The 25,962-nt window shown below is 70.0% G+C and carries 24 protein-coding genes and 1 tRNA gene; 17 read left to right on the top strand and 8 right to left on the bottom strand.

The window, feature by feature from the left end:
- Window positions 1-61: 61 nt before the first annotated feature.
- Window positions 62-1,516 (top strand): ribosome biogenesis GTPase Der, encoded by a 1,455-nt coding sequence (gene der, locus ACH4E7_RS37055; protein WP_396253586.1) that lies wholly within the window; start codon window positions 62-64, stop codon window positions 1,514-1,516.
- 116 nt (window positions 1,517-1,632) lie between these two features.
- On the opposite strand, the gene ACH4E7_RS37050 is transcribed toward der, so the two are convergent.
- Entirely contained in the window at window positions 1,633-2,175 is a 543-nt protein-coding gene (locus tag ACH4E7_RS37050) for a hypothetical protein (RefSeq protein WP_396253585.1), read from the bottom strand.
- 246 nt (window positions 2,176-2,421) lie between these two features.
- Window positions 2,422-3,267 (bottom strand): hypothetical protein, encoded by an 846-nt coding sequence (locus ACH4E7_RS37045; RefSeq protein WP_396253584.1) that lies wholly within the window; start codon window positions 3,265-3,267, stop codon window positions 2,422-2,424.
- A 590-nt stretch (window positions 3,268-3,857) separates the two neighbouring features.
- On the opposite strand from ACH4E7_RS37045, the gene ACH4E7_RS37040 reads away from it, so the two are divergent.
- From ACH4E7_RS37040 to ACH4E7_RS37015, 6 genes are all read left to right on the top strand, one after another.
- Window positions 3,858-4,625, top strand: coding sequence for a transglycosylase family protein (locus ACH4E7_RS37040; protein ID WP_396253583.1), 768 nt, complete (start codon window positions 3,858-3,860; stop codon window positions 4,623-4,625).
- Between the two features lie 272 nt (window positions 4,626-4,897).
- Window positions 4,898-5,587, top strand: a complete 690-nt coding sequence (locus ACH4E7_RS37035) for an alpha-ketoglutarate-dependent dioxygenase AlkB family protein (protein WP_396253612.1) — start codon at window positions 4,898-4,900, stop codon at window positions 5,585-5,587.
- Between the two features lie 228 nt (window positions 5,588-5,815).
- Complete coding sequence (locus tag ACH4E7_RS37030) at window positions 5,816-6,676, top strand: acyl-CoA thioesterase II (protein WP_355672797.1); 861 nt, start codon at window positions 5,816-5,818, stop codon at window positions 6,674-6,676.
- 192 nt (window positions 6,677-6,868) lie between these two features.
- Complete coding sequence (locus ACH4E7_RS37025) at window positions 6,869-7,657, top strand: DUF1684 domain-containing protein (RefSeq protein ID WP_396253582.1); 789 nt, start codon at window positions 6,869-6,871, stop codon at window positions 7,655-7,657.
- A 165-nt stretch (window positions 7,658-7,822) separates the two neighbouring features.
- Window positions 7,823-9,073, top strand: coding sequence for an MFS transporter (locus ACH4E7_RS37020; RefSeq protein WP_396253611.1), 1,251 nt, complete (start codon window positions 7,823-7,825; stop codon window positions 9,071-9,073).
- A 136-nt stretch (window positions 9,074-9,209) separates the two neighbouring features.
- Window positions 9,210-9,283, top strand: a tRNA-Pro gene (locus ACH4E7_RS37015).
- A 132-nt stretch (window positions 9,284-9,415) separates the two neighbouring features.
- Here the strand turns inward: ACH4E7_RS37015 and ACH4E7_RS37010 are convergent.
- The 4 genes from ACH4E7_RS37010 to ACH4E7_RS36995 all read right to left on the bottom strand — a co-directional run bounded on the left by ACH4E7_RS37010 (window position 9,416) and on the right by ACH4E7_RS36995 (window position 14,270).
- Window positions 9,416-10,720 carry a tyrosine-type recombinase/integrase gene (locus ACH4E7_RS37010; RefSeq protein ID WP_396253581.1) on the bottom strand — a complete coding sequence of 435 codons (1,305 nt, stop codon included), beginning with the start codon at window positions 10,718-10,720 and terminating at the stop codon, window positions 9,416-9,418.
- Window positions 10,721-10,963: 243 nt separating this feature from the next.
- Window positions 10,964-11,107, bottom strand: coding sequence for a hypothetical protein (locus tag ACH4E7_RS37005; RefSeq protein WP_391606200.1), 144 nt, complete (start codon window positions 11,105-11,107; stop codon window positions 10,964-10,966).
- A gap of 505 nt (window positions 11,108-11,612) precedes the next feature.
- Window positions 11,613-13,493: a murein biosynthesis integral membrane protein MurJ gene (murJ, locus tag ACH4E7_RS37000; RefSeq protein ID WP_396253580.1), complete on the bottom strand. Its 1,881-nt coding sequence runs from the start codon at window positions 13,491-13,493 to the stop codon at window positions 11,613-11,615.
- Window positions 13,494-13,832: 339 nt separating this feature from the next.
- Window positions 13,833-14,270 (bottom strand): lantibiotic dehydratase C-terminal domain-containing protein, encoded by a 438-nt coding sequence (locus tag ACH4E7_RS36995; protein WP_396253579.1) that lies wholly within the window; start codon window positions 14,268-14,270, stop codon window positions 13,833-13,835.
- Window positions 14,271-14,393: 123 nt separating this feature from the next.
- Between ACH4E7_RS36995 and ACH4E7_RS36990 the strand changes: the two genes are divergently transcribed.
- On the top strand, window positions 14,394-14,762 hold the full coding sequence (locus ACH4E7_RS36990; protein ID WP_396253578.1) for a hypothetical protein: 369 nt from the start codon (window positions 14,394-14,396) through the stop codon (window positions 14,760-14,762).
- On the opposite strand, the gene ACH4E7_RS36985 is transcribed toward ACH4E7_RS36990, so the two are convergent.
- Window positions 14,717-15,784 carry a hypothetical protein gene (locus ACH4E7_RS36985; protein WP_396253577.1) on the bottom strand — a complete coding sequence of 356 codons (1,068 nt, stop codon included), beginning with the start codon at window positions 15,782-15,784 and terminating at the stop codon, window positions 14,717-14,719. The two genes, ACH4E7_RS36990 and ACH4E7_RS36985, sit on opposite strands and share 46 nt — an antisense overlap.
- 479 nt (window positions 15,785-16,263) lie before the next feature.
- Here ACH4E7_RS36985 and ACH4E7_RS36980 point away from each other — a divergent pair, with 479 nt between their 5' ends.
- Entirely contained in the window at window positions 16,264-16,572 is a 309-nt protein-coding gene (locus ACH4E7_RS36980; RefSeq protein WP_396253576.1) for a hypothetical protein, read from the top strand.
- On the top strand, window positions 16,572-17,819 hold the full coding sequence (locus tag ACH4E7_RS36975; protein ID WP_396253575.1) for an erythromycin esterase family protein: 1,248 nt from the start codon (window positions 16,572-16,574) through the stop codon (window positions 17,817-17,819). The genes ACH4E7_RS36980 and ACH4E7_RS36975 overlap by 1 nt, the downstream gene beginning before the upstream one ends.
- Before the next feature lie 96 nt (window positions 17,820-17,915).
- Here the strand turns inward: ACH4E7_RS36975 and ACH4E7_RS36970 are convergent, their stop codons facing one another.
- Window positions 17,916-18,683 carry a hypothetical protein gene (locus tag ACH4E7_RS36970; RefSeq protein ID WP_396253574.1) on the bottom strand — a complete coding sequence of 256 codons (768 nt, stop codon included), beginning with the start codon at window positions 18,681-18,683 and terminating at the stop codon, window positions 17,916-17,918.
- A gap of 286 nt (window positions 18,684-18,969) precedes the next feature.
- Here ACH4E7_RS36970 and ACH4E7_RS36965 point away from each other — a divergent pair, with 286 nt between their 5' ends.
- From ACH4E7_RS36965 to ACH4E7_RS36935, 7 genes are all read left to right on the top strand, one after another.
- Window positions 18,970-19,158 carry a hypothetical protein gene (locus tag ACH4E7_RS36965; RefSeq protein ID WP_396253573.1) on the top strand — a complete coding sequence of 63 codons (189 nt, stop codon included), beginning with the start codon at window positions 18,970-18,972 and terminating at the stop codon, window positions 19,156-19,158.
- Window positions 19,159-19,290: 132 nt separating this feature from the next.
- The gene (locus ACH4E7_RS36960) at window positions 19,291-21,120 is read left to right on the top strand and encodes an ABC transporter ATP-binding protein (RefSeq protein ID WP_396253572.1); all 1,830 of its coding nucleotides are present in this window, start codon (window positions 19,291-19,293) and stop codon (window positions 21,118-21,120) included.
- Complete coding sequence (locus ACH4E7_RS36955; RefSeq protein ID WP_396253571.1) at window positions 21,117-22,025, top strand: LLM class flavin-dependent oxidoreductase; 909 nt, start codon at window positions 21,117-21,119, stop codon at window positions 22,023-22,025. Before ACH4E7_RS36960 ends, ACH4E7_RS36955 begins: the two co-directional genes overlap by 4 nt.
- Window positions 22,026-22,041: 16 nt before the next feature.
- Window positions 22,042-22,722 carry a lantibiotic dehydratase gene (locus ACH4E7_RS36950; protein WP_396253570.1) on the top strand — a complete coding sequence of 227 codons (681 nt, stop codon included), beginning with the start codon at window positions 22,042-22,044 and terminating at the stop codon, window positions 22,720-22,722.
- Window positions 22,719-23,270: a UPF0158 family protein gene (locus ACH4E7_RS36945; protein ID WP_396253569.1), complete on the top strand. Its 552-nt coding sequence runs from the start codon at window positions 22,719-22,721 to the stop codon at window positions 23,268-23,270. The genes ACH4E7_RS36950 and ACH4E7_RS36945 overlap by 4 nt, the downstream gene beginning before the upstream one ends.
- A gap of 115 nt (window positions 23,271-23,385) precedes the next feature.
- Window positions 23,386-24,183: a hypothetical protein gene (locus tag ACH4E7_RS36940; RefSeq protein WP_396253568.1), complete on the top strand. Its 798-nt coding sequence runs from the start codon at window positions 23,386-23,388 to the stop codon at window positions 24,181-24,183.
- Window positions 24,180-25,523 (top strand): helicase-associated domain-containing protein, encoded by a 1,344-nt coding sequence (locus ACH4E7_RS36935; RefSeq protein WP_396253567.1) that lies wholly within the window; start codon window positions 24,180-24,182, stop codon window positions 25,521-25,523. The genes ACH4E7_RS36940 and ACH4E7_RS36935 overlap by 4 nt, the downstream gene beginning before the upstream one ends.
- The last annotated feature ends 439 nt before the right edge of the window (window positions 25,524-25,962 follow it).

The following is a 25,962-nucleotide window of genomic DNA, read 5'->3' as shown; positions in this document are numbered from 1 at the left end:
GGGGCAGGTACGCACGGCACGCCCCTGGGAAGGGCCGGGCCGGGAAACGGAACAGACGAACATGACCGCAGAGCACTCCGCCACCGGGCACGGTGAGCTGGACGCCGCCGAGTACGCCGAGTTCATGGCCCTCGCCGCCGAGGAAGGCTTCGACCTCGACGGCTTCGACGGCGTGGACGGCGCCGAGCACGTCCGGCTGCCGGTGCTGGCCGTCGTGGGCCGCCCGAATGTCGGCAAGTCGACCCTGGTGAACCGCATCATCGGCCGCCGTGAGGCCGTCGTCGAGGACAAGCCGGGCGTCACCCGCGACCGGGTCACCTACGAGGCCAGCTGGAACGGCCGCCGCTTCAAGGTGGTCGACACCGGCGGCTGGGAGATCGACGTCCTCGGCATCGACGCCATGGTGGCCGCGCAGGCCGAGCTGGGCATCGAGCAGGCCGACGCGGTGCTGTTCGTCGTGGACGCCACCGTCGGCGCCACCGACACCGACGAGGCCCTGATCAAGATCATCCGCCGGGCGGGCAAGCCGACCGTCCTGTGCGCCAACAAGGTCGACGGCCCGTCCACCGAGGCCGAGGCCGCCTACCTGTGGTCGCTGGGCCTCGGCGAGCCCTACCCCGTGTCGGCCCTCCACGGCCGCGGATCCGGCGACCTGCTGGACGCCGTCATGAGCGCGCTGCCCGAGGCCCCGCCGCAGTCCTTCGGCGACGCCGCCCCCGGCGGCCCGCGCCGGATCGCGCTGATCGGCCGGCCCAACGTCGGCAAGTCCAGCCTGCTGAACAAGGTCGCCGGCGAGGAGCGCGTCGTCGTCAACGAGCTGGCCGGCACCACCCGTGACCCGGTCGACGAGATGATCGAACTCGGCGGCAAGACCTGGAAGTTCGTGGACACCGCCGGTATCCGCCGCCGGGTCCACCTGACCGCCGGCGCCGACTTCTACGCCTCGCTGCGCACCGCCGCCGCGCTGGAGAAGGCCGAGGTCGCGGTCGTCCTGATCGACGCCAGCGAGACCCTCGCCGAGCAGGACACCCGGATCATCTCGATGGCCGTCGAGGCCGGGCGCGCCGTCGTCATCGCCTACAACAAGTGGGACCAGCTCGACGAGGAGCGCCGCTACTACCTGGAGCGCGAGATCGAGCGCGACCTCGTCCAGGTGCAGTGGGCCCCGCGCGTCAACGTCTCGGCCAAGACCGGCCGGCACATGGAGAAGCTCGTCCCGGCGATCGAGACCGCGCTGGAGGGCTGGGAGACCCGTATCCCGACCGCGCGCCTGAACGCCTTCCTCGGCGAGCTGGTGGCCGCCCACCCGCACCCGATCCGGGGCGGCAAGCAGCCGCGCATCCTGTTCGGCACCCAGGCGGGCATCCGTCCGCCGCGGTTCGTGCTGTTCGCCTCGGGCTTCCTGGAGGCGGGCTACCGGCGCTTCATCGAGCGCCGGCTGCGCGAGGAGTTCGGCTTCGTGGGGACGCCGATCTCGATCTCGGTGCGGGTGCGGGAGAAGCGCAAGAAGAAGTAGTGGCGCGACGTAGGACGTAGGACGTCGTTGCCGTAGGGCCGTGGGGCTCCGTCACCGTGGTGGCGGGGCCCTTTCGGTTTTCCGGGTGTCAGTGGTGTTCGCCGGCTCTTCCGCTGTCAGTGGTGTTCCCCGGCGCGGCCAGGGGGGAGGGAGAGCATCTGGCGGTGGCGGCCGCCGGTGGACGACGGGGTGGCGACGAGGCCGGCGGCCGTACCGAGCGTCGGGGACGGGGCCGGGGGCGGCGCGGGCACGGCGTGCGCGACCGCTCCGAGGTAGCCGGCCGCTACCCAGCCCTGGCCGTCGGTGAACTGGACGCCGGGCGGCGCGGCCGGGGCCGCCTGGCCGAGACCGTCGCCGGTGGGGGCGATGGGCTCCTGGCTGTTCCCCGGGTGGGGGTGCTGCTGCTGGGACGGCACGAAATGGGGGAGGCCGGGCGGCTGGCCCGCGTAGGTGTGGAAGGACTGCTGCTGGGGCGGGTACGCGCGCTGCTCGCCGAGCTGCGGGTAGCGGTCGCGGACCGCGAAGCCGGTGAACTTCAGATCCTCCTCGCCCGTGCGGTCGCCCGGCAGGGCACGGAACAGCCGTCGGTACTCGGAGTACAGCTCGTCGTAGATCGGGGTTGTCGAGTGCGGGTGCTCCGCGTCGTACGACGGGCGCATGCCCGGGATCGAGCGGGGGGCGGTGGTAGACCGGCCGGCGGGTGCGGAGACGTCGTAGCTGTACACGTAGGGGCCAACGAGTGAGAGGCGGTGGGGATGCGGGGGCGTTCGGTGGAGGGGGAGGCCGGTGGGGGCGGGCGCGTGGGGGTCCGCCGTACCGGGGGCGTCAGGTACGGGCCGGGCCCCGGACGGTGGCCGCTGCCGACCTTTGGCAGTAGCCACCGTCCGGCGCGCCGGAGCGGCCGATCAGGTGCCGGCGAGCGGGAGGGAGGCGGCGACCACCTGGCCCAGCGCCACCGCCCGCTCCAGGGCCTGGCGCAACAGGTCCTCGCGGGGCTGGCGACCGACCATGCCGGCCGGGACGGCGTACATGGTCACCTCGGACAGCTGGCTGGCCGCCATCCGCCAGGCGTCGGTCACCTGGAGCGGCTGGTGGGCCTGCCACCAGCCGGTGCTGCCGCCGGCCGCGGCGGGCTGCAGGATCGCGTGCAGCTTGCCCATGGCGACCAGGACCGACCAGCCGGGCAGCTGGTCCGGGGTCTCGTCGAGGTCGCTGACCCGCTGGAAGCCGGCGTCCTGGAGGAGGTCGAGGAACTCGTCCTCGCCGGAGGCGCTGCCGGGGCGGCCCACCGGGCCGGTCGGCTCGACCACCAGCGAGGCGTGGCCCACCTTGCCGTGCAGGACGAGCCCGCAGGTGATGCCGAGGATGGCGGCCTGGCCGGGGGCGGTCGGCTGGGTCGGGGAATCGGCCGGTCCGACCAGAGCGGCCGGGGCAGCCGGGGCGGGCACGGTGAGGTTCGGGGCGGCGGCGGGCTGGGTCTGGCTGATGCTGCGGACGGCGCCGGCCAGCTGCTCCTCGGAGACCGGGACCACCTGGGAGGGGACGCAGCGGGCGTGGGCGAAGGCGAGGACGGCCGTCTCGTCGCCGACGAACAGCACCGTGCTGGTGGGCTCCGCGTGGGTGTCGCCGGGGGTGCGGCAGGAGGTGCATTCGTAGCTGTCCGGGGCGCGGTCGCCGCCGAGCAGGCGGTCGGCCTCGTCGTCGCCGATCTCGGACCGGACCTCGTCGCTGACGTCGAGCATGCGCGGCACAGGGTCTCCTCGGATGGGTGCGGATGGGGTTCGGGGGTGGACACGGGGAGGTCGCCATGCCCAACGGGCCCTTGTGTCAGGCGTCACGGGTGCCTGACGAGGCTGACGGGAATTGCCCCGGATCCGACCGCGCCGCGTGTTCTCCTGGTCGCAATCTGTCGATGTCGATGTCAGGGCTGCCGGAATGAAGCCGTGAGGTGAGTCACGCCGCCGCACGGTTTGGTCTAGGAATCAATGGCCAAATCGGACATTTCGGGCAAGAATGCGTGGCTATTACTGCCGGTAACCCTTCGCTGAGCTGGGCAGACCGGTCGAGTTTTGGTTTCCCCGCCGAGCGGCTCGTAGCTTCTTGGGCGGCGCAACGAGCGCCACCCGGGTTCACCCCCGACGCATAGCCCCCGGTTCCCGCCGGGCAGGCAGGTGCCCGCCGACGCGATCGCTCGAACAGGTCGCCGGTGAGCGGGTGGGTGGCCAGGGCGGCAGCGGCACGTCCGACACGTGCACGGCCGTCCGACGGACGCGGCAAGCAATCGCGGCCCTCTCCAGGGCCTGGTTCCGCATGCCCGCCCGGGGCTGTCGAGAGGAACCCCATGACTTTCCGTAACGAGAATGCCGCTGCCACCACCTCCACCGCCACCAAGCGCAACCGCGTTCGGATGGCTGTCGTGGCGGGCGCCGCTGTCGCGGCCCTGCCGGTGGCCGGCCTCGTCACGGCCACCTCGGCCTCCGCCGCCCCGGTCTCCACCTGGGACGCTGTCGCCCAGTGCGAGAGCGGCGGCAACTGGGCCATCAACACCGGCAACGGTTACTACGGCGGTCTGCAGTTCACCTCCAGCACCTGGGCCGCCTACGGCGGCACCGCCTACGCCGCGCAGGCCAACCAGGCCACCAAGGCGCAGCAGATCGCCGTCGCCGAGAAGGTCCTCGCCTCGCAGGGCCCCGGCGCCTGGCCGGTGTGCTCCGTCAAGGCGGGTCTGACCAAGGGCGGCGCCCCGGCCGCCGTCGACACCTCGGCGGGTTCCGGTGCCGCTGCCGCCAAGCCGGCGCAGACCCCGGCGCCGAAGGCCGCTGCTCCCAAGGCCGCTGCTCCCAAGGCCGCTGCTCCCAAGGCCGAGGCCGCGCCGAAGGCCGCCGCCCCCAAGGCTGACGCTGCGCCGCAGAAGGATGCCGCCAAGTCCTGGACCGGCTTCAACGACGCCAAGCCGGCCAAGGGCAGCTACACCGTCAAGTCCGGTGACACCCTGAGCGCCATCGCCGCCGCGCAGGGCCTGGACTGGCACGACCTGTACAAGAACAACGCCAAGGTCATCGGTGGCAACCCCGACCTGATCCTCCCGGGCCAGACCCTGAGCATCTGAGGTTCTCAGCCTCTCGGGCTTCTCGGCGACTGGGCCGCTTGAGCTCCGCCGCCCGGGCTGTGACGGCCGCTCCTCCGCTGTGCGGGGGAGCGGCCGTCGGCGTTCTCGGCGCGTCGGAGCCGGTGGGGGTGGGGGCTGTCGAGGGTCGGCTGTCATGCCGGATCCGGGTGACGATCGCATTGGCCGTGTCGGGGTCGGGGTCGGGTCGCGGGTGAGGTCCGGGTGGCGGGGCCGGGTGGCGGGGCCGGGTGGTGCGGGAGGATGGTGGGGTGATCCAGGGCGAGCTGTTCGGTGACCTACCTGCGGGCTCCACCGCCCGGGAGCGTTCGGAGCCCGCGCCCGGGGCCGTCCTGCTGCCCGGCTGGCTGGGCCTCGACGAGCAGCTGCGCCTGATCGCCGCCTGCCGGGAGTGGGCACGTCCGCCGGCCGGGCTGCACACCGTGCGGATGCCGACGGGCGGGGTGATGTCGGTGCGGATGGTCAGCCTCGGCTGGCACTGGTATCCGTACGGGTACGCGCGGGTCGCCGAGGACGGCGCGCCGGTCAAGGCGTTCCCGCCGTTGCTCGTGGACCTGGCCCGGCGGGCGGTGGCGGACGCGTACGGGGAGCGGGTCGCGGAGATCGCGGGCGCGGCGGCCTACGAGCCGGACATCGCGATCGTCAACCACTACCCGTACGGTGCGAAGATGGGCCTCCACCAGGACCGCGACGAGCGGACGGACGCGCCGGTGGTCTCGCTGTCGCTCGGTGACAGCTGCGTGTTCCGGCTCGGGAACACCGAGACCAGGACCCGGCCGTGGACGGACCTGGAGCTGCGCAGCGGGGACCTGCTCGTGTTCGGCGGCCCGAGCCGGTTCGCGTACCACGGGGTGGTGCGGACGGTGCCGGGGTCGGCGGATCCGGCGCTGGGACTGGTGGGGCGGCTCAACATCACCGTGCGGGAGTCGGGATTGGCGGGGTAGGCGGCGCGTGGGCGGGGCCGGTGGTTCGGCGGCTCCGGTGCGGTTGCGGCTCCGTGGTGGCTCCGTTGTGGCTTCGTTGCGGCTCCGGGGACGCGCCAGCCGTGCGCTTGATCGATTGCTCGTTCGAGTGAATTGGTGGCTCGAGCCCGGTGAGCGGGAATGACCCGGGTCGCCGGAGAATTCGAGTGAGCTGAAGAATCAATCGAAGCCCTGAGAGGGAGCGTGCGCGTGGGTACCCCCGTCGACGACCTTGTCGATCTGCTCGACCTGGAGCAGATCGAGCTGAACATCTTCCGTGGGCGCAGCCCCGAGGAGGCGCTGCAGCGCACCTTCGGCGGCCAGGTCGCCGGCCAGGCGCTGGTCGCGGCGGGGCGGACGGTGGAGGGTGAGCGCCCCGTCCACTCGCTGCACGCGTACTTCCTGCGCCCCGGGGTGCCCGGCGTGCCGATCGTCTACCAGGTCGACCGGATCCGCGACGGCCGATCCTTCACCACCCGCCGGGTACTCGCGATCCAGGGCGGCCGGTCGATCTTCGCGCTCACCGCCGACTTCCACAGACCCGAGGAGGGCGGCATCGAGCACCAGTACCCGATGCCGGAGGTCCCCGCCCCCGAGGAACTGCCCAGCGCCCTGGAGGAGGTCGGCTCCCGGCTCGGCGAACTGCCCCCCTTCATCAGCCGCCGCCAGCCCTTCGACATCCGCTACGTCGACCGGCTGCGCTGGAGCAAGGACGAGCTGGAGGGCGTCGAGGCGCGCAGCGGCGTGTGGCTGCGCACCAACGGCCCGCTGCCGGACGACCCGCTGATCCACGTCTGCGCCCTCACCTACGCCAGCGACATGACGTTGCTGGACGCCGTCCGCGCCCCCGTCGAGCCGCTGTGGGGCACCCGGCACTTCGACATGGCCTCGCTCGACCACGCGATGTGGTTCCACCAGCCGTTCCGGGCCGACGAGTGGCTGCTCTACCAGCAGGAGTCCCCGATAGCCCACGGCGCCCGTGGCCTCGCGCGCGGGCAGATATACGACCGGAACGGGCAGCTGGTGGTATCGGTGGTGCAAGAGGGCCTGTTCCGGCCGCTGAAGGGCTGAGCTGCTCGTGTGTTGCCGCCGTACCGCCGTCGCATCGCCGTCCCTTTCGACGTCCTTGCAGTCTCCTTGCGGTACCGGCGGCTGCCCCGGAACGGGGAATGATCCGTCCGGGCGGGCAGTGTTGTGGAGGATGACCGAAACGGACGGCCCGAACGGCGGGCCGTCCACGGACCGGACCGGGAGGGTTGACCGATGACTGCGACGGCGGCGGAGGACTGGAAGCACTGGAGCGACAGGCGGGCGGCATCGGTGAGCGCGCTCCACGGCCAGCTCGCACTCACCGGCACGCACTGGCTGGAGCCCGAGCCGACCGAGGTCCCGGGCCTGCCCGGACGCTGGTGGGCCGACACCGGGGGAGTCCGGGTACGGGCCGCAGCGGCCGACGGCATCACCGTCGCGGGCGCCGACGGGCCGGTGGACGGCGAGGTGCTGCTGCGCCCGGACACCGACCCGGTCGCCGACACCGCCGTCCTCGGTGACCTGCTGCTGGTCCCGATCGAGCGCGAGGGCGAACTCGCCCTGCGGGTCTTCGACCCGGCCGCGCCCGGCCGGGCCGCCTTCATGGGCATCTCCGCCTACCCCTACGCGCCCGAATGGGCCGTACCCGCCGTCTACACCCCCTTCGACGACGCGGCGCAGTCGGTCGTGGTCCCGAACGCGGACGGCAAAGACCGCCCGTTGGCCGTCACCGGGAAGATCGAGTTCACGGTGGCCGGGGAGCACCGCACGCTGACCGTCAGCCTCGCCGGCGAGCGCCTCAGCGGCGTCATCGCGGACGCCACCAGCGGCGTCGACACCTACCGCTTCCGCTTCATCACCCTGCCGGCGCCGGACGACCAGGGCCGTACCGTCCTGGACTTCAACCGGGCCTACTTGCCGCCCTGCGCCTTCGCGGACCACTTCATCTGCCCGTTCCCCCCGCCGGGCAACCGGCTGGACTTCGCGGTGGAGGCCGGGGAGAAGCAGGTGCTGACGGGGTAGTCCGGCAGGGCGGCGGGGCCGGTCGTGGTGTCGGCCCCGGTGCGGAGCGCGTGAGGGGCGGGGCGGAGCATGGAGGCTGTGTCGACCAATCATCCTGCCAATTCAGCCGCCGATCCCGCCCCGCCGTCAGCCCCGGTGCAGGCCGATGAGCCGTCCGCCCCAGGACTGACGGCGGAGCCCCGTCCCTGGTACCGGCGGGCCTTCGCCGATGTCAGTCCACTGCGCGAGCACCCCGACTACCGCCGGGTCTGGTTCGGGCAGGTGGTCTCTTCCATAGGCCAGCAGATGACGGCCGTGGCCGTCTCCGTCCAGGTCTACGACCTGACCGGCTCCGCCTTCGCGACCGGCCTGGTAGGCCTGTTCTCGTTCGTCCCGCTGGTCGCCTTCGGCCTCTACGGCGGCGCGATCGCCGACACCGTCGACCGGCGCAAGCTGGGCCTGATCGGTTCGGCCGGCCTCGCCGCCGTCTCCGCCGCCCTCGCGGCACAGGCCATCGCCGGGCTCGGCCTGGTCGCCGTCCTCTACGCAGCCGTCGCCGTCCAGGCCGGGTTCTTCGCGCTCAGCTCACCCGCCCGGTCCGCGATGATCCCCCGGCTGGTCCCCAGTCACCAGCTCCCGGCCGCGAACGCCCTGGCCACCGTCAGCATGAACCTCGGCCTCACCGTCGGCCCGATGCTCGGCGGCGTCCTGATCGGCGCCTACGGAGCCCAGGCCGCCTACCTGATCGACACCGTCGCCTTCACCGGCACCCTCTACGCGATGTGGCGCCTGCCCGCCATGCGGCCGCTCGGCGAACGCAAGGGCCGCGCCTCCGTCCTCGACGGGCTGCGCTTCCTGCGCGAGCAGCCCAACCTGCGCACCAGCTTCCTCGCCGACCTGGCCGCGATGATCTTCGGCCTGCCGCGCGCCCTCTTCCCGGCGATCGCCGTCACCTTCTACGGCGGCGACGCCCGCACCGTCGGCCTGCTGGTGGCCGCCCCCGCCGTCGGCGCCCTCATCGGCGCGCTGTTCTCCGGCTGGATCAGCCGGGTCCACCGCCAGGGCGCCGCCGTCCTCGCCGCCGTCTCTGCCTGGGGTCTCGCCATCGCCGCCTTCGGCGCGCTCCACAACCTCTGGCTCGGCCTCCTGCTGCTCGCGGTGGCCGGCTGCGCGGACACCGTCAGCATGATCTTCCGCAACACGATGATGCAGGTCGCCGCGCCCGACGAGATGCGCGGCCGCCTCCAGGGCATCTTCACCGTCGTCGTCGCCGGCGGCCCCCGCCTCGGCGACTTCGAGTCCGGCGCCGTCGCCGCCCTCACCAGCCCCGCCACCTCCGTGATCACCGGCGGCCTCGCCTGCGTTGCCGCCGCCCTCCTCCTCGCCGCCCGCCGCCCCGCCTTCCTCACCTACGACGCCCGCCACCCGACCCCCTGACCACCCCACCCCCGAACCTGGCAGCGAGCACCCCCCGACGTGCTGTATTGTTTTCCACGTCGCCGGGACAACCGGAGACAAGGTCGAAAAGCCAACCGGCAGAGCCCCCCAGGCCCAGCCGCACGGCACGAGACCACGGGACGTGGCGCAGCTTGGTAGCGCACTTGACTGGGGGTCAAGGGGTCGCAGGTTCAAATCCTGTCGTCCCGACTTGCAAAACTGCAGGTCGTAGGCCGTTTCCGCCTGATGGCGGGAGCGGCCTTGACGCGTTTTCGGGGCCTTGTGAGTGCATTGTGATATCGGTGATCTGAGATGGATCTTCTCGACCTCCGGGCGTGAGCGTCAACTTGCCTTCTGGTTTGGATTCTTGGCCGTGGTGAGTTGTCTGGGGCTTCGGCGTGCCTGAGTGTCCGGTGTTCTCGGGTGGGGGAGCTGGATAGGGGCGGGAACCGGTTGGTCGGCGGTGGTGAGGGCGTGGTCGATGGTGTCGACGGCGTCACGGGCGGCCTGGGTGGTCAGATGGCCGTAGATGTTCGCGGTGATGGACAGGGTGGCGTGCCGCAGGGTCTTGGAGACGACGGTGAGGGGCACCCCGGCGGTGATCGAGATGGTCGCCGCGAGGTGGCGTAGGTCGTGGATGGTGGTCCGGGGGACGCCGAACTCACGGCAGAGGTAGTGGAAGTGGTTGAGGACGTATTCGGGGTGGAGAGGGCGTCCGTCGGGGCGGTGGAAGACGAAGCCGCCGCGGATCGATCGGGCGGGTGAGGGGCTCTTTGCCTCGGCCCGGTGACGCAGGGCGACGGCGACGCGCTGGGAGATGGCGACCCAGGCCTTGCTGCTGCGGGTCTTCGGCGAGGTGATGATCAGGTGGTTGTTGTCGACGGCGGAGAGCGTGTAGCGGACGTAGAGGACACGCTCGGGCAGGTGCACGTCGTTCCAGTGCAGTCCGAGAGCTTCGCCCTTGCGAATGCCGGTGCCGATGAGGACCTCGATGAGGTCGGCGAAGGCGGGATCGGCGGCGCGGCAACAGTGCAGGAAGTGGATGGCGTCCTCGACGGTCCAGATCTGGCGTTCGGCTGCGGCGGGCCGCGGGATGACGGTCGGGCGTGCCGGGTTGTAGGGGAGCCGGTGGTGTCGGACGGCGTCGCCGAGGGCGCTGGAGAGCGTGGCGAGGCAGCGGTGGACGGTCACTTCGCCGCGTCCGGCGTCGAGTTGGGTGTGAACGAAGGCGGCGATGTGTGAGTGGCCGAGATCGTCGAGCCTGACCTGACCGAAGGCGGGGATCAGGTCGTTGGTGACGTAATCGCGGTAGCGGACGTAGGTAGTGGGCTTGAGGGTGAGCTTCTTGTCCTTGAGCCAGGAGGTGAGGTAGTCGGTGATGGTCTGGTTGGGGTCGGCGTTGAAGCCGCCGGCCCGCCCTTCGATCATCCGGCGCAGGGCGGTTCGGGCGGCTTCGGCGGTGGGGTAGCCGCCGCGGCGGACGATGTTGCGGTGCCGGCCGGGGGAGGGGAGGTCGAGAGAGAAGGTCCAGGTGCCGTGATCGGGCTCGGTGGCGAGCTTGGGGCAGCTGGCCCCGAGCTGCCTGCCGTTGTGGTCGCGGCAGCCGCACCGGCGGAAGACGTGCCCGGTGTGGGCTGCGGAGCGCATGGTGATCGCCCCCAAAGGAGGTTCGTGTGAAATTGCCACGCTCATGCTCCCGCGCTGCGGATCGAAGGTCGAGCAACGCCGCACTCACCCCGCTCTCACAGGGGCACCAAAACCTGCTCTGACCTGGGACGATCCCTTGTCGTGGCGACAAGTGCGCAAAGCGCAGGTCGTGATTCCGCGGGTGAGTTTGCGCTTGCCGTGACCGTGCACCGGCAAGTCGCGGTGTCGGCTCGTTTTCCGTGATCACTGTGCAGCCCCGCCCTGGATCCCCAGGGCCCGGGGGTGCCCTTGGAACGCGAGGGCCTCGTCCACGTTGGCCACTGCGGTGTCCGCGCCCTTGTGCTCCCAGACCAGCAGGGGGAGCCACCCCAGTTGGACGAGGTGCACGTCGGTGTCCTCGTTCGACGGACGTTGTTCTGGAGCTTGTCCCACCACTGAGGCGGCCGCACAGCGCGCTGGTCCTGCTGGTCGTCAGAGGCGGGAGCCGAGCCCCGGGCGGGCCGTCGCGTTTGGTATCCCTACAAGGCGGGCAGGCGGCGGCAAGGGCGGCTGTCGCATCGAGTTACCGATGCGACAGCCGCCCTTCGCCGTTAGTCAGGCCGCGCCGAACGCCTGCTGGATCAGCGGCCCCCATCGGGTGTCCCACGCGAGGCGCGATACGTCCCCGGGGCTGGGCGTTCGCAGGAGCGGCCGGGACCGGCGACGGCTCCTGGCCGGACGCTCGGGCACGCCCAACCGTACGTCGTCCGCCGACTCTTGCTGGCAGACGACGTACGGTGGGCGTGTCCCGCCTACTTCTTCGTGCCGTCCTGGGCACGCAGCCAGTCGATTCACGGTTGCACCTTGTCGCCGCGTTTTGAGACCGAGTATCGCTGTGAGTACTACGAGCGGTTCATCGGCCAACCCTCGTGCGGAGCATGCCTATCAGGCCGTCGACTTCCCTGACCTTCATCGTCCGTGCGAGGGCGAGGTAGGTACCCAGGAGCGCGAGGTCGCCCAGGGCCAGGGCGGAGAAGGAACCCAGAACACCGTTGCCGAGGCTCTTGAGGAGGATGAACGCGAGTGCGCCACTGATGGCTGCCGCTGGAGCGGCGGCGCCGACGAGCCGGGTGTAGGTGCGCATGACCCGTGCGCCGTCCAGGTCCCCGCCCAGACGTCGGCGCAGGCGTCGCCAGGCGATTCCAACGCCGACCGCGTAGGCCAGGCCGTATGCCGCGGCCATGCCCGCGACGGCCCAGCGCGCCGGCAGGACGGCGAAGGCGATTCCGGATCCGACGGCGTTCACCAGGGCCACGACGACGGTGTTGTAGAAGGGCGTGCGGGTGTCCTCGTAGGCGTAGAAGCCGCGCAGGACCACGTACTGCACCGAGTAGGGGATGAGGCCGAGGCCGAAGGCCATGAGGATGTAGCCGATGTTCTGTGCACCGGGACCTGCGCCCGCATACAGGAAGGTCGCCGTCGGCACGCCGAGGGCCAGGAAGGCGAAGGCACACGGCACGATGGCGACAGCCGACGTCCGGAGGCCGTGGGAGATGTCGTCGCGCACGGCGCCTACGTCCCCGTCGTTGGCCGAGCGGGCGATCCGCGGCAGGATCGCCGTCATGACCGACACGGTGACGATGGCCTGGGGCATCTGCCACAGCTGCAGCGCGAAGTTGTAGGCGGTGATGCCGGTTCCGGGATGGCCCTGCTTCTCGGCGACCGGTCCAGCCCAGGTGGCCAGCTGGGTGACAACGAGGAGACCGGCATGGTTGGCGAGGACGAACAGGACGGTCCACTTCGCCAGGCCGATGGCCTTGCCGAGGCCGTGTCCTCGCCAGTCGAAGCGCGGGCGGAGCCTGAAGCCGGTCGCGCGGAGGTACGGCGCCATGGCGAGGGCCTGCACGACCAGGCCTAGCAGGGTACCTGCGCCCAGCAGCCGGACGCCTTCGGGAGTGATGGTGTCGGCGGTGACGCCGGAGTGCGAGAAGCCGCCGAAGGCCCAGACGAAACCGCCGAAGGCCGCGGTGATCACGATGTTGTTCAGGACCGGGGTCCACATCATCGCGCCGAAGCGGCCCCGGGCGTTGAGGACCTGTCCGAGCAGTACGTGTGCGCCCATGAAGAACATGGTCGGCAGGCAGTAGCGGGCGAAGGTCGTGGCGACCGCCAGCCGCTGTGGGTCGTCGCCGATGGACGGTGACATCATCTGGACGAGGTACGGGGCCGCCAGCACGGAGCCGACGGTGATGCAGCCCAGGAGCACCAGGACCAGGGTCACGAGGCGGTTGGCGTAGGCCTCTCCGCCGTCCTCGTCCTCCTTCATCGCGCGGACCAACTGGGGGATAAAGACGGAGTTCAGCGCGCCTCCGGCGACCAGAATGTAGATCATCGTCGGGAGGACGTTGGCGACCTGGTACGTGTCGTTCAGCGTACCGACCCCGATGGCCGCCGCCATCGCGAGCGTGCGGAGGAAGCCGGTCAACCGGGACACGATGGTGCCGGCCGCCATCAGAGCGCTGGATTTCAGGAGGCCGGAGCTGCGTTTCGCGGCCTGGTCGGAGCCCGTGTCCTCGGCGGGAGCGTGACCACTCCCAGCTTCGCGGGAGCTCGGCGCGGCATGTCGGCCCGCCGGCCGGTCCGGCCTCGGGATGGCGAGATCGATCGTGGGGGACGGGTCGTAGCTCTCCCCCACGTAGGACTGCAGGTGCCCGTCCGGCGGACCGGCTGCGTACCAGGTCGGCGCCGTCTCGTCAGTGCGCTGTTCGTAGTCGTCGTTGTACGGCATGTTCATGGATACCCACCCTTGTGCATCCCGTGGCACCTCGGCCCGCTTGCGTCTGGCACCTCACGCCCGCCGGGGATCATCCGCAACGGCCCATGACATGGACGGTGAGCGACAGGGTCGGGAGCCAACGCGTCTGACGACCCGGCCGCTGCTCCGCACGAGGCTCAGACGGTGTTCAACGCCAGGGGACGGTGAGCGCAGCCTTTCCTCAGCAATGATGATCTGTCGAGCCTACCTGCAACGCGCCCTGCTCATGCCGGGTTTGAGCCGCCGTGGTCTCAGCAACCCTAGTCGATCTCCCGGGGCCTCCCCGGCTCTCGCTGCACGCGGTGCGCGGTCGGGCCGTCAGGCGGTCGGGACCTGACGGAGCCTTCGATGGACAGCTCTGGTGAGCCGGAGCTCTGCCTCCGGGTCCACTCCGAACAGGCGGTTGCAGTGCATGTGGACGAGGCTCTCGTTGATCCTCGCCAGGCGCGTCGGGCTAGGCTCCTGCGACTCCCGGAGGTCGCACCGAGCAAAGGGGCCCGAAGCACACCCACAGCGCACGACACGGTGCTCACCCCAATCCGACTCGGAGCCAGGTTTGACCCAGCGGCGCTTGGTGCGCGCTCTGCCAATCTCGTGGGCGTAGCCGCGAGAGGGGACGCATCTGGGCACGTCGGGGTCGGGGGCAGCTGCCGCTCGGGCTCGTTGGCGCCCTCTCCGGCTGACGTGGTGCTCGCGCGGACCGGGTGGGCGACGGACTTCGGGCCGGGGATCTCGTGACGGGGGTCGCGGGGGCATGCAGCCCGGCGTGGCCACCGAACGCCTACCGCCGCAGGACCGCCTACACGGTGTCACCGAATGGCGGGGGGCAGCTGGGCTGGCCGTAGTGGAGTGCGCGGCGCCAGGGTGAGGTGTGTTGTCGTGCCGACGACGGAGCAACGGTGTGTGGATGCCGACTGGCCCTCGTTTGGAAGGTGCGGGGGAATATGGACACGGGTGGGCGCGACCGGTCGACGGTCGGGCAGATGGTCAGACGAGCCGGTCGTGGTGGACGGTGGCGGTTTCGCGGACGAGCTGGGCGAAATGGCTTCGGCTGTGGTCCTGGTGCGCTTCGGCGTGCTCGTCGTCCCAGCCCTCCTCGTCGTCGAGTTCGTCGTATTCCTCGTGGAGGAGCCAGCAGCCGTGGATGCCGGCGAGGAGGTCTTCGAGGAGGTCGCGGGCGGGGCGTTTGGGGTCGAGCGGGGTCAGGCGCAGGCGGTGTCCTCGGGGTCGGCGTCCGGGCCGACGTGATCGGCGAGTTCGTCGTCGAGGCCTTCGAGTTGTTCGCGCAGCCCGGCGAGGTCGGGGAGGAGGCCGTTGGCGATGTGGAGGGCGTGGCGTACCAGGCCGGTAATCGCGTCGTAGGGGGAGGTGCCGGCTTCGAGGAGCCCGAGGACGAGGGCGGGGGTTTCGTGGGGGAGGGCTTCGATGTTGTCGGCTTCGAGGAGCACGGTGGTGGGGGACTGGCCGGAGGCTTCGGCGGTGACCTGGGCGGCCGCTGCAAGCCAGTGTGCCTCGGCGACGGCCGCGGCGGTGGGGTCGATCTCGGAGAACAGCGCCGCAGGGCCGAAGGGGTTTTGTTCGAGCAGGTGGTCGGCGGCGGCGATCTGGACGGGGGAAGCGCTTTCCCGGCTGAGGAGGACGGCCTGGCGGGCGCGGTCGGTGAGATCGCCGAGTTCGGCGCTTTCCACGGCGGCGAGTTCGGTGATGGCTTCCGCGAGGACAGCCGCAGTGAGGTTCGAATTGTCGAGGGCGTGCAGGGCGCGGCCGGTGCGGTGGGCGGATTCGACCAGGGGGCTGTAGGAGACGTCGAGCATGCCGCCCTGCGGGAGGTTCGGCTGGGTAATGGCCTCGGCGACCTCGTCGAAGCTCTTGCGTTCCTGCTCGCGGCGCCAGCCCTCGGTGTTCGGCGCCAGGGAACCGGCGGCGCTGGCGGGGTGGGTGTAGGTGCGCCACGCGGCTTCTGACAGGTGGGTGAGCGCGCGGGTCAGGCCCAGAAGCGTCGAGGTATCTGCGTCGGCGGGGAGAGCCGTGATCCTGGTGGCGAGATCACCCTCGCCCGCTCCCCAGGTCGCGATCAGCTCGTGTCGTTCACGGTCGATGCTGTAACGGGTCATTGAAGGCATACCTCCAGAGTCTGCTGATAGCAGTGATGGCGCTATTCTGACGCTGCGCCAGCGTATTGGGACGCGGCAGAAGAGGTACTGGAGCTGGTCGAAGACCTGGGGCACGATGACGACCGGGGTGAGGCGGGCGACTGCGAACTCCACCACGGCGCCGGGCGTATCGTGGCCTTTCGCAGGTGTTCGTCGAGGCCGATCGGCGCAGTCGCGGTCTTGTCGTACAGGTCGCGGGCGAGGACGCCCAACGTCCGGTCCAGGAGATCGCGACGTTCAGCAGGCAGTGCCGTCGTCGGCAGCCGAGATCCGGGCTGATCCTCCGGCCGGAGCAGTTAGGGGCTCTGCCCCCTCCCCCGCGACCGTCGCCCTTGGGACGCGGCGTCAGGTCGCCTCGGCCCGGCCAACGCGAGGAGATCGGTGCGGAGGCAGGCGCGGTACCGAGGAGGTCATCCATGCTGTCGCCCCAGGTGGCCGAGAGGCTGAGCAGGTGGCCATCTACCAGGTGGACGCAGCACGTGGAGATCACCTTGCAGTGCGACTTGACTCGACTGATGCTCACCGTCATTGTTCGAACAGCGCGTGATATCCGTCAATTTGTCGGTGTGGCACCGTAGTTGCGTAAGCTATGCGACATGCGATCCATCAAGGTCACGCACTCATACATGTGGCTGGAGCACAGTCGCAGCTGGGTCCTTGTCACTAACCCCGGAATCTGGAGCGAATCACGGGGCTTGGCTGGAGCCAGCGGCGTCATGGCTACGTACGTGCCCTGGTCGAAGAGTGTGGAGGCGATCGACTTTGCCCGGGTGGCGGCTCCGGAGTGCGCCTTCCGTCTCCACGGCGTGCAGATCACTGAGCGCGGTCTGATCGGCAACAATGGCGAGCCCGGGGAGGAGTCGAGAGACGCGTATCACCGACCGGCTCCCGACACCGAAGCCTGATGGACCGGGACGCCGCGGCAGCCGAGCTGACCGGCTGGCTGGCCCAAAATGCTCTGCCGTTGAACAGCCTTGTCGCAGGAGCCCCCACAGCTGACCTTCAGCCGCTGAAGGAGGTTCTCGCTGGCGTACGGATCGTGGGATTGGGGGAAGCCACGCACGGCACGCGTGAATTCTTCCAGCTCAAGCATCGCCTGCTGGAGTTCCTGGTGACGGAGCTGGGCTTCCGAACCCTGGCCATGGAAGCGAGCGCGTCGGCGGGTCCGGCAGTTGACGCCTATGTGCGCCATGGTGCCGGGGAGGCTGGCAAGGTGCTTGCCGGGTTGGGGTTCTGGACTTGGCGGACTCATGAGGTGCTCGCGGTGATCGAGTGGATGCGCGCCTACAACCGCGGCCGACCCGAGGATGAGAAGGTGCGCTTCGCAGGCATCGATCCGCAGCGGTGCGGGGGCTCGCTCGCAGTACTGGACTCATTTCTTCGCGAAGTGGCACCGGAGCGCTTGACCACCCTCCACTCTGCCCTCGGCGTGCTCTCTATGGCGAATCCGGGATCGTTCCCGGGTGCCCGGCGACTGGTGCGTGATGCGCACGAACTCCTCCACGCTCTCGATGAGTTCGGCCCTGAAGCGGCCGATGCGATCGAACATGCCCGAATCCTGGTGCGAGCCGCCGACGTGGCGACACACGCTCGTCGGCACACGGATCCGTTGCAGACCGCCTTCGCCGCACGCGATCGCCACATGGCCGATGCCATGGGGGAACTGCTTGAGGACCCGTCCGCCAAGGTCGTGTTGTGGGCCCACAACTGCCATGTCATGAAGGGCCGCCAGGGTGGCGCGGTTCCGGTGCTGGGTTGGCACTTGAACGCACGGATCGGTGCGGCCTACTACGCGCTCGGTTTGCTGTTCGGCAGTGGCGCCTTTCGCGCGCGGCGGGTGTGGCCCGGACATCGGCGATGGACGGGCGTCCCGCCCGCCGTCGGCAACCGGATCGGCCCACCCCGCCCCGCTGCCGTGGAGTCGCGACTCGCCGCCGCCTGCCCTGGGGACCATCTGGTGGATCTACGGGCCAGCGCCGATGCTCCGGCGGGCGCACAGCACTGGCTCCATGAAAGCCAGGTCATGCGAAGCTTCGGTGCGTTGGTGCCGCGTTGGACCTACCGGTTGAGCCTGACGCCGACCGTGCCGGCCGAGGAGTACGACGGGCTGGCCTATGTCGCGGTGTCGTCCTGCTCCCGCCTTCTGCCGTAAACCACCTCGTGCGGCACGATTGGCAAGGGGCCGCAGGACGGTTCGGAGAGCCGATCCGTCCTGCGGCCCCACCCTCCTGCCCGGGAGGGAGTGCCTTTAGGACATCCCGTTCGGGTAGGGGATGCTCATGAACTCCTGATCCAACTGCTGCTGATCCATCCTCAGCCACTTGTGGGCCAGTCGGTGCACCACATCGTGCGGGAGTCCGGGGTTGGGCGTGGCCACCGACGGTTTCGCGGCGGTCTGGAGCGCCCAGGCGAATCCGACGAGCGGGTTGATCTGGTTCCATCGGTCGGCATCGATCCCCGTTTCGGCCATGGCGCGAATGAAGGCGTGCCAGATGTGGTATCCGAGTGGTGCCGAGCCGTTCGGGCCGTAGTTCATGGTGTGGACCTGGTTTCCCTGTTCTTCTCGCGGATCGAAGAGAGTTCCCTGTCCGAATGTCGAGAAGGCACGGGTGAGGCCCTTGAAGTCTTCGCCAAAAAATCTGTCGAAGACTGCGAGCTCGGTTTGCGAGATGGCTGAGAGCTGATCCTTGAAATCTTTCATCCGGGCCGCGAAGCTCTGCGGGTAAGTGCCTGCGCGCATGTGGTAGCGCCAGGATGTGAGAAACGCCCCCTCTACTTGATCGCCGAGTTTCTGGTGGAGTTCATCCATCGCCTTGGCGAAAGCGGGGACCGGGCGGTGGTAGGTGTCCTGGTCGAACGCGTGCCACAGCTCCATGGCGCGGGCGTCGTCGCGGGCGTTGGGCCCTCGCGACCGGCCTGCTGCTTGGGCGTTGGCCGGGATCGATGCGATAACTGCTCCTGCGGCGAGGCCGAGCGAAACCCGCGCCACTCCTCGCCGGCTGAGCCGGTCATTCATGGTGCCCCCTGCTTGGTCGGAAGTTGGCCCGCAGCGACCCTAGCAAGGGTGTCTATATTGCATCTATATTTCCCGCAGCAGCGTTCGTGATGCCTCGATAAATGCTCTCACGGGCTCTTTGGTAGGTGCCCTAGGGGAGGAGTGTGAGGGCTCGAAAATATAGACGACGCGGCATCGTTCGGGCGTTGACGGTGCGGTGTCCGTGTGTTTCTGTGGATGGGCCTGAGCGGATATCGATGCTCGGGTGCCAGTGTGTAGATCTAGGTCACACCGAAAGGAGAAAGATATGCCGCAGGCCCTTGCTGAAATGGTCGGAGAGCTCGACCTGTCGATCGACCAGGAGGTGTTCTCTGCCCCCGGAGGCGGCGACCTCGGTGCCAGCATGGCGGTCGAGGGTGACTGGACCACGTCCACCACCTGCTGGAGCTGCAAGTGGACGTGCGACTGCCCTCCGGGTTCCACCTGCACCTGCTGACAACGGCGTGACGGGTAGTCGCCCCCCGGGTGCGATCCCGCTGCCGTGATTGCTGCCGGCCATGCGAGGCGCACCGCGCCGGTCGTCCTCGCATGGCCGGTCCGGGTTGGGGAAAGGGATGAGGGAGTTGGCGTGAAACAGGACAGTCGCCGGCAGGCGCCGCAATCACGGACACTGGTCCAGAACATCGCAGGCTCTCTGCGGCTCAGCTACCAGGCGGACCGCCGGCTCTTCGTACTCGCCGTGGGCCTGCCGGCCGTGGCGGCGCTGTTCGGCGTCGGCCAGCTGTTCGTCATCCGCGGAGCCGCCCAGGCGTTCGTCGGGCGCGGCCCCGCGCCCGACGCCAAGGTTGCCGTCGAAGCGATGCTCCCCTGGCTCGGTGCCGCGGTGGGCTTGACCATCGTCAGTGCCTCGATCGACAACATCCGCGAGGTCATCCGCGAGTTGCTGTCCGAGCACGTGAAGCGGCTGACCGCCACCCGCATGCACCGGGCGATCGCCGCACTCGACCTGATCGATTTCGACCGGCCCGAGATCCACGACCGGATGACCAGGGCCGAGGCGACGGCGGACTACCGGCCCACCCAGGTGGTGCGCAGTTCCACCTCGTTGCTCGCAGCGGCCCTGCGGGCCACCGCCCTGGTCGGCTGGCTCTTCCTCCTGGAGCCCCTGCTGGTGCCCGCCGTGCTGCTGACCGTGGTCCCCATCTTCTTCGTGTCGACCAGGCTGGCCGGCCAGCGCTTCCAGTTCATCGGCCGGGTGACCCCGCTGGAACGCCGGCGCCGGTATCTGGGCCAACTGATGTCCACCCGCCAACCCGCCCCTGAAGTACGCTCGTTCGGCCTGATGGCACACCTGTCCGAGCGGTACGATCGGCTGTCGCGCGAGCGGCTGGACGAACTCAGGGCACTGCTAGGGAAGCAGCGGCGGAGCCTCCTGGGCGGGCAGCTCGCCCTCGGGCTGCTGCTGACCTCCAGCATCGCCGTCCTCGGCTGGTTCTACTACTCGGGACGGCTCGGCACGCCGGAAGTGATCGCGGCGGCGATGGCACTGTCGCAACTCGGGGCCCAGCTCGGAAGTCTCGGCTGGCCCTTGAGTGAACTCGCGGAAGCTGGTTTGTTCCTGAGTGACCAGCAGGAGTTCTATCGGTACGCGCAGGGGACGAGTGGCGCGGACCGTGCGGGCCCGCAGCCCGAGCCGCTCGACGAGCTCCGCGTCGAGAACCTCAGCTTCCGTTACCCCGCAGCCGACCGCGACGCCCTGAAGGACGTCACGATGACCATCCGGGCCGGCGAACTGGTGGCCTTCGTCGGCCCCAACGGCTCCGGAAAGACGACCCTGGCCAAGATCCTGGCCTTCCTCTACGAGCCGACCTCAGGGGAAGTGCGCTGGAACGGCCTGGATTCGGCGGCCTATGACCAGGAGGCCCTGCGGGACCAGGTCACCACGGTCTTCCAGGACCACGTCACCTACCAGTTCACGGTCGCCGAGAACGTGTCCATCGGTGATGTCCGGCGCGCACCGGATCGCGCCGGGATCGACCGCGCGATCGACGACGCGGGAGCGGGGGACATCATCGGACGCCTTCCCAACGGTGTCGACACCCAGCTCGGCCCGGAGTTCGCGGATGGGACCTCGCTGTCGGGCGGAGAGGCCCAGCGGATCGCGATCGCCCGCTCCTTCTACCGCTCCCGCGAACTCGTCATCCTCGACGAGCCGACCTCGGCGCTCGACGCGCAGTCCGACCACGCTCTGCTGAACGACATCAAGGCCCACCTGAACGGCAGGACCGCGATCGTCGTCTCCCACCGGTTCTCCAACGTCCGCAACGCCGACCGGATCTTCGTCCTCGACAAGGGCGAGGTGGTGGAGAGCGGAACGCACGAGAGCCTCATGGCCCTTCAGGGCCTCTACTCCGAGATGTACACCCTGCAAGCGAGCGTCTTCACGGAGGTCCGGTGATCCCCGACAGGACGGACGGCCCCACCCGGCAGGCCGGCGAGCACCCACTGCCGCCGCGACTCGGACTCATCGAGTACTTCGACTTCGCGCCGGACCGGTCACGTCAGGAGAAACAGCAGTACGCGACGGAGGCCGCGCTGCTGGCCGACGAGGTCGGATACTCCCGGATCTGGCTCCCGGAACACCACGGACCGGCCAGCGCGTGTGCCAACCCGCTACTGCTCGCCGCGATGCTCGGCACCCACGTCCGCCGCGCCCGCGTGGCCTCGGCGGTCACCCTGCTGCGCGTACGCGACCCCTACCTCACCGCCGTCGAGGTGGGGGACGCGGTCGGACTCAGCCCCAACGGCTTCGACCTGGGCATCGGGCGCGGTGACTTCGGCGGTCCGGGCTCCGAGATCCTCGACCACCTCCGCAAGAGCGACCGGCAGTTCACGGCCGCACTGGACCAACTGCTGGAACTGCTCGACACCGGGTCGCCGGCCATCGCGCCACTGGACCTGCCCCACGAGCGCTGGATGCACGGCGCGGGCGGCGGATCCGCTGAGGTAGCCGGGAAGCTCGGGCTGAACTACTCCCACGGCCTCTTCCTCAACCCGAATCTGGACGCCTGCCTGCAGCAGTTCGAGACGTACCGCTCGTTGCGCCCGGACTCGGGCACGACCGCGGTGGCGATGACGGTGCTGACCAGCGACCGGTCCGCCGCCACGATCACCGATGCGCACCGCCGGCCCGTGGTCGTCAACTGCGCCGGCAGCGTCGAGGAATGCGCCCAGGCGGTCGTCCGGGTACAGCGGATGACCGGTGCGGACGAGGTCGTCATCGCCGAGGTGTCGCAGGACCCCGTCGCGCACAGCCGAGCGGTCAAGGACATCTACGAAGCGGTCGCAGGGCTTTGCGGCTGAGAGGGAAGGACACCGAGTGCCAGCCGACATAGGACTGTTGCGCGTCGCCGCATTGAGCGTGGAGGAGACCTGGGGAAGGCCTGCCGCCGAAGTGCTCCGGGACCCGAGGGTGGTCACGGCCGTGGCCCTGGCCGCGGGTGCCGAGTTGGTCACGCTGGCCGGGGACCACCCGCGTGCGCAGAGCACCATCGGCCGGTACGCCAGCAGGATGGGAGGCCGCGCGACCCCCTACGGCCTGTTCGCCGGCACTGCGATCGCCGGGATCGGCGCCGTCCAACGCCTGGTCCTGGGTGACCGGGGGGGCGACCGGGCCCGGATCAGGGTGGACATCGAGGCGCTGGAAGTGGCCATCAAAGAGGCCCTGGACGAAACCGGTCCGGCCAACTGGCCGCTGCGGGTGAATCCCACCGCGCGCCGCAGCGGCCCCGACTTGCGGTACGCGAAACAGGGCGATGCCAGCGCCGACGTCGTCCGGCTGCGGGCGACCCCCGCGATCGAGGAGGTCCGGCGGATCTGCGGCGCCGGTACGGTGTTCGGCGCCGATATCATCGACGCGCTCACGGCCCGCAGGAGAGTCTGCGGCGGCTGCGCACGGCGCGGCACGCCGCCGACGGGGCGGCGCTGGTCGCGCTGCTGTCGGGGCCGCCGTTCGAGGAGGTTCTGCAGCAGGTCGGGGATGCGGTCGGCGGCGCGGTGACCGCGCGGGTGCCGGGGGCGGCGGACCTGGCCGAGCGGTGCATCGCCGCACTCGGTGAGCGCGACTGGGAGGGGGATGCGGAGCTGGCGCGGCAGCTTGGGGTTGCCCTGGGGCGCGGCCAGGTGCCACCGCTCGGGCCGTTGCCGGTGGATCTGGAGGAGTTGTCCGGGCTGCTGGAAGGCGACCCGGTCCTCGGCGGTGGCCGGATCGACCTGACCACCGGTGACTGCTGGCCGCAGCAGGCCGACTCCGACGAGCAGACGGAGGACAACGAGGACCCTGAGCGGTGGCTGCCGGTGTGGTGCGAGGGTTCCCGGGACGGCTACCGGGACATGGAGCTGTTCATCGCCACGATCGGTGACGCCGATTTCGCGGATCGCCTGAAGATCGCGATCTCCGGCCGCGGGGCGTTCCGCCGCTTCAAGGACGTCCTGGCCCGCCGTGAGGACGAGCTGCGCCGGTTCCACCTGTTCGCCGAGGAGCGGCAGCGCGGCCGGGCGCGGGCCTGGCTCGCCGGGAACGGCTACCGCCCGGTCGCGCGCCCGTGACCGCGGCTGGACGAAGCAGACTGGTTGATACGAGCGGGGCGACCCATGACAGGAAGCCGGACCTGGAACGCCTCAGCGTACCGCCACCGCCAGGGCGGCGGAGGCGGTTTGGGGCATGCGCCAGCCGTTCGGGTTGAACGACCAGGGGTGGGCGCTCCGGTGTCCGGGGTTGATGGACAATGCCCGGGTGATGGAGAGCGACGATGTCCTGGCCAGGGTCTTGGAACTGCGGGCAGCCGGGAGCGGGCCGAAGCAGATCGCGAGGGCCCTGGGCATGCGCCCCGCGCAGGCGAGTGCGCTGCTGCGACAGGCGGCCGAGAGCCTGGCGGAAGGGAGGGCCCCGGCCGATCGGCCGGTGATCGGGTGCTGGGTGAACGCGGGCTGGAGCGCCGGCCTGGGACTGGCCGCCGCGCCCGCGTGGGCGGCGGCCGACCCGCACGCCGCCGAGAATTCGGAGACGGCAGGTTTCGCCCAGGTACTGGTGGCCCGCCAGGAGCGGGCCAGCAGAGTAACGGTGTGCGGATTCCTGGTGGACGTCCACTGCCTGGGCGTCAAGAACACCATTGAGCCGGAGGTCATCGGAGCCGGCTCACTCCCTGCGTACCTGCGTCGGTACTACTCGGCATTCGACCGGCCGCCGCTGAGCATCGAGCTCGACCAGGCTCGCACGATCGTGCACGGCGCGGTCGCGTACGCGCGTTCCCTCGGCTTCTCGCCCGCAACCGGCTTCGCGGACACCGCCCCTTATCTCGGGCCTGTGCGGGGCGACGAGCCTACGATCGACTTCGGCCGCGAGGGCAAGCCGTTCTACGTCTCCGGCCCGCACGACGACGCCCGGAACATCGTCCGCACCCTGGAGCGGTCCTGCGGCCCGGACGGCTTTCACTACACTGTCGCGATGGGGCAGTTGTGAGCATCGATCACCAGCTCGATGACGAGCAGGAGAAAGAGCGCCGGATCCGCGCCACCGAACACGAGGCGCAGGCCAACCTGGCCGCTTTGCTCCAGCTGTGCGCCACGGGCAAGCTCCGCTGCAGCGAGAAGACCCGCAGGCCCAGCGCGGCCACCGTCGCCGCGATCACCGAAGTCCTCGACGACAACGACTTCTACGAACACGAGGCCATCGCCGCCTTCGCCTGGCCGCTGCTCCTCCAGGCCGGAGGCCTGGCAACCCTGGCCTCCGGCAGGCTCACGCTGACCCCGCGCGGCCGAACCGCCCTGGCCAAGCCCGCACACGAGACCATTGCCGCCCTGTGGCAGCGCTGGCTGAAGAACACCCTGCTGGACGAGTTCTCCAGGATCGAGGAAATCAAAGGCCAGCGCGCCGCCAATGTCCTCACCGCCGCCCGACCGCGCCGCGAGCTTGTCGGCCAGGCACTCACCACCCGCACCACCGGCCAATGGATCACCGTGGACGACCTGTTCGTCCAGATGCGCCGAGCCGGCCAGGACCCCCTCATCGCCCGAACCGAACGCGCCCTGTGGAAGCTGTACCTGGAAGACCCCCAGTACGGAAGCCTCGGCTACGACGGCCACCACGACTGGCCGCTGCTCCAGGGCCGCTACACCCTCGCCGTGCTCTTCGAATACGCAGCAGTCCTCGGCCTGATCGACATCGACTACATCCCGCCCGCCGGAGCCCGCACCGACTACCAGCACAACTGGGGCGGCGACTACCTCGACCAACTCAGCCGGTACGACGGCCTGCTCGCCATACGCCTCAACCCACTCGGCGCCTACACCACCGGCCAGAGCGCCACCTACACCCCCAGCCCCAAGCCCCGACCGGCAACCCCGTCCGGCCAGATCACCGTTCTGCCCAACCACGACATCGCCGCCCTCGACGGACTCGCCCCCGCCGACGCCCTGCTCCTGGACGCCTTCGCCGACAAGACCGGCGACCGCGTCTGGAGCCTCACCCACCGCTCCCTGCTCCGAGCCATAGACGCCGGGCGTGACCTCGCCGAGCTGCGCCGCTACCTGGAGGCGGCAAGCCGGCATCCGCTGCCGCAGACCGTCACGACGCTGCTGGATGATGCGGCTCGCCGCCTCGGCCAGGTCCGTGACACCGGCCCGGTCCACCTGATCGAATGCGCGGACCCTGCGGTGGCGGCTCTCCTGGCCGGGGACCGGCGCCTGCGTACCGTCGCGACGAGGCTGGGGGAGCGCCACTTCGCCGTCCCCGCCGGCCGACTCGCCGCCTTCCGCACGGCTGCCCTCGCCCAGGGGTACCCGCTGGACCAGGTCCGATGACTACCGGACACCGAGGGCCGCTCGTCGAAGCAACGGATCTGGCCCGGCGTCTGGCGATGAGGGGGAACCCGGCTCAGAACGGGGTGAGCCGCAGAGAGGAGACTCACTGCGGCCACCGGCCTCTCACGTGCCTCTCACGGACTGGGTGTCACTGGACCGCAAAAAGCAGCACGAGGCCTGGACGAGACAGACCCTGACCTGCGGGTTCTGGGCTGAATGGACGGCTGGGGGTCAAGGGGTCGCAGGTTCAAATCCTGTCGTCCCGACCAGCGTTTTCGCAGGTCGGAGGCCGTTTCCATCGAGAGATGGAAACGGCCTTGATGCGTTTTCGGGGCCTTGTGAGTCCGGAGTTCCGCAGCAGAGGTAGCGGCATAGTCGGTGAAAACGTGGCTTGAGCTGCGGAAACGCGGCATGGCCCGGTGACGGGGCGTGTCACTAG

The organism is Kitasatospora sp. NPDC018058 (assembly GCF_044327205.1).
Taxonomy (GTDB): Bacteria; Actinomycetota; Actinomycetes; order Streptomycetales; family Streptomycetaceae; genus Kitasatospora.
The sequence above is the reverse complement of the archived record's forward strand: the minus strand, read 5'-3'. Positions and strand labels throughout refer to the sequence as shown.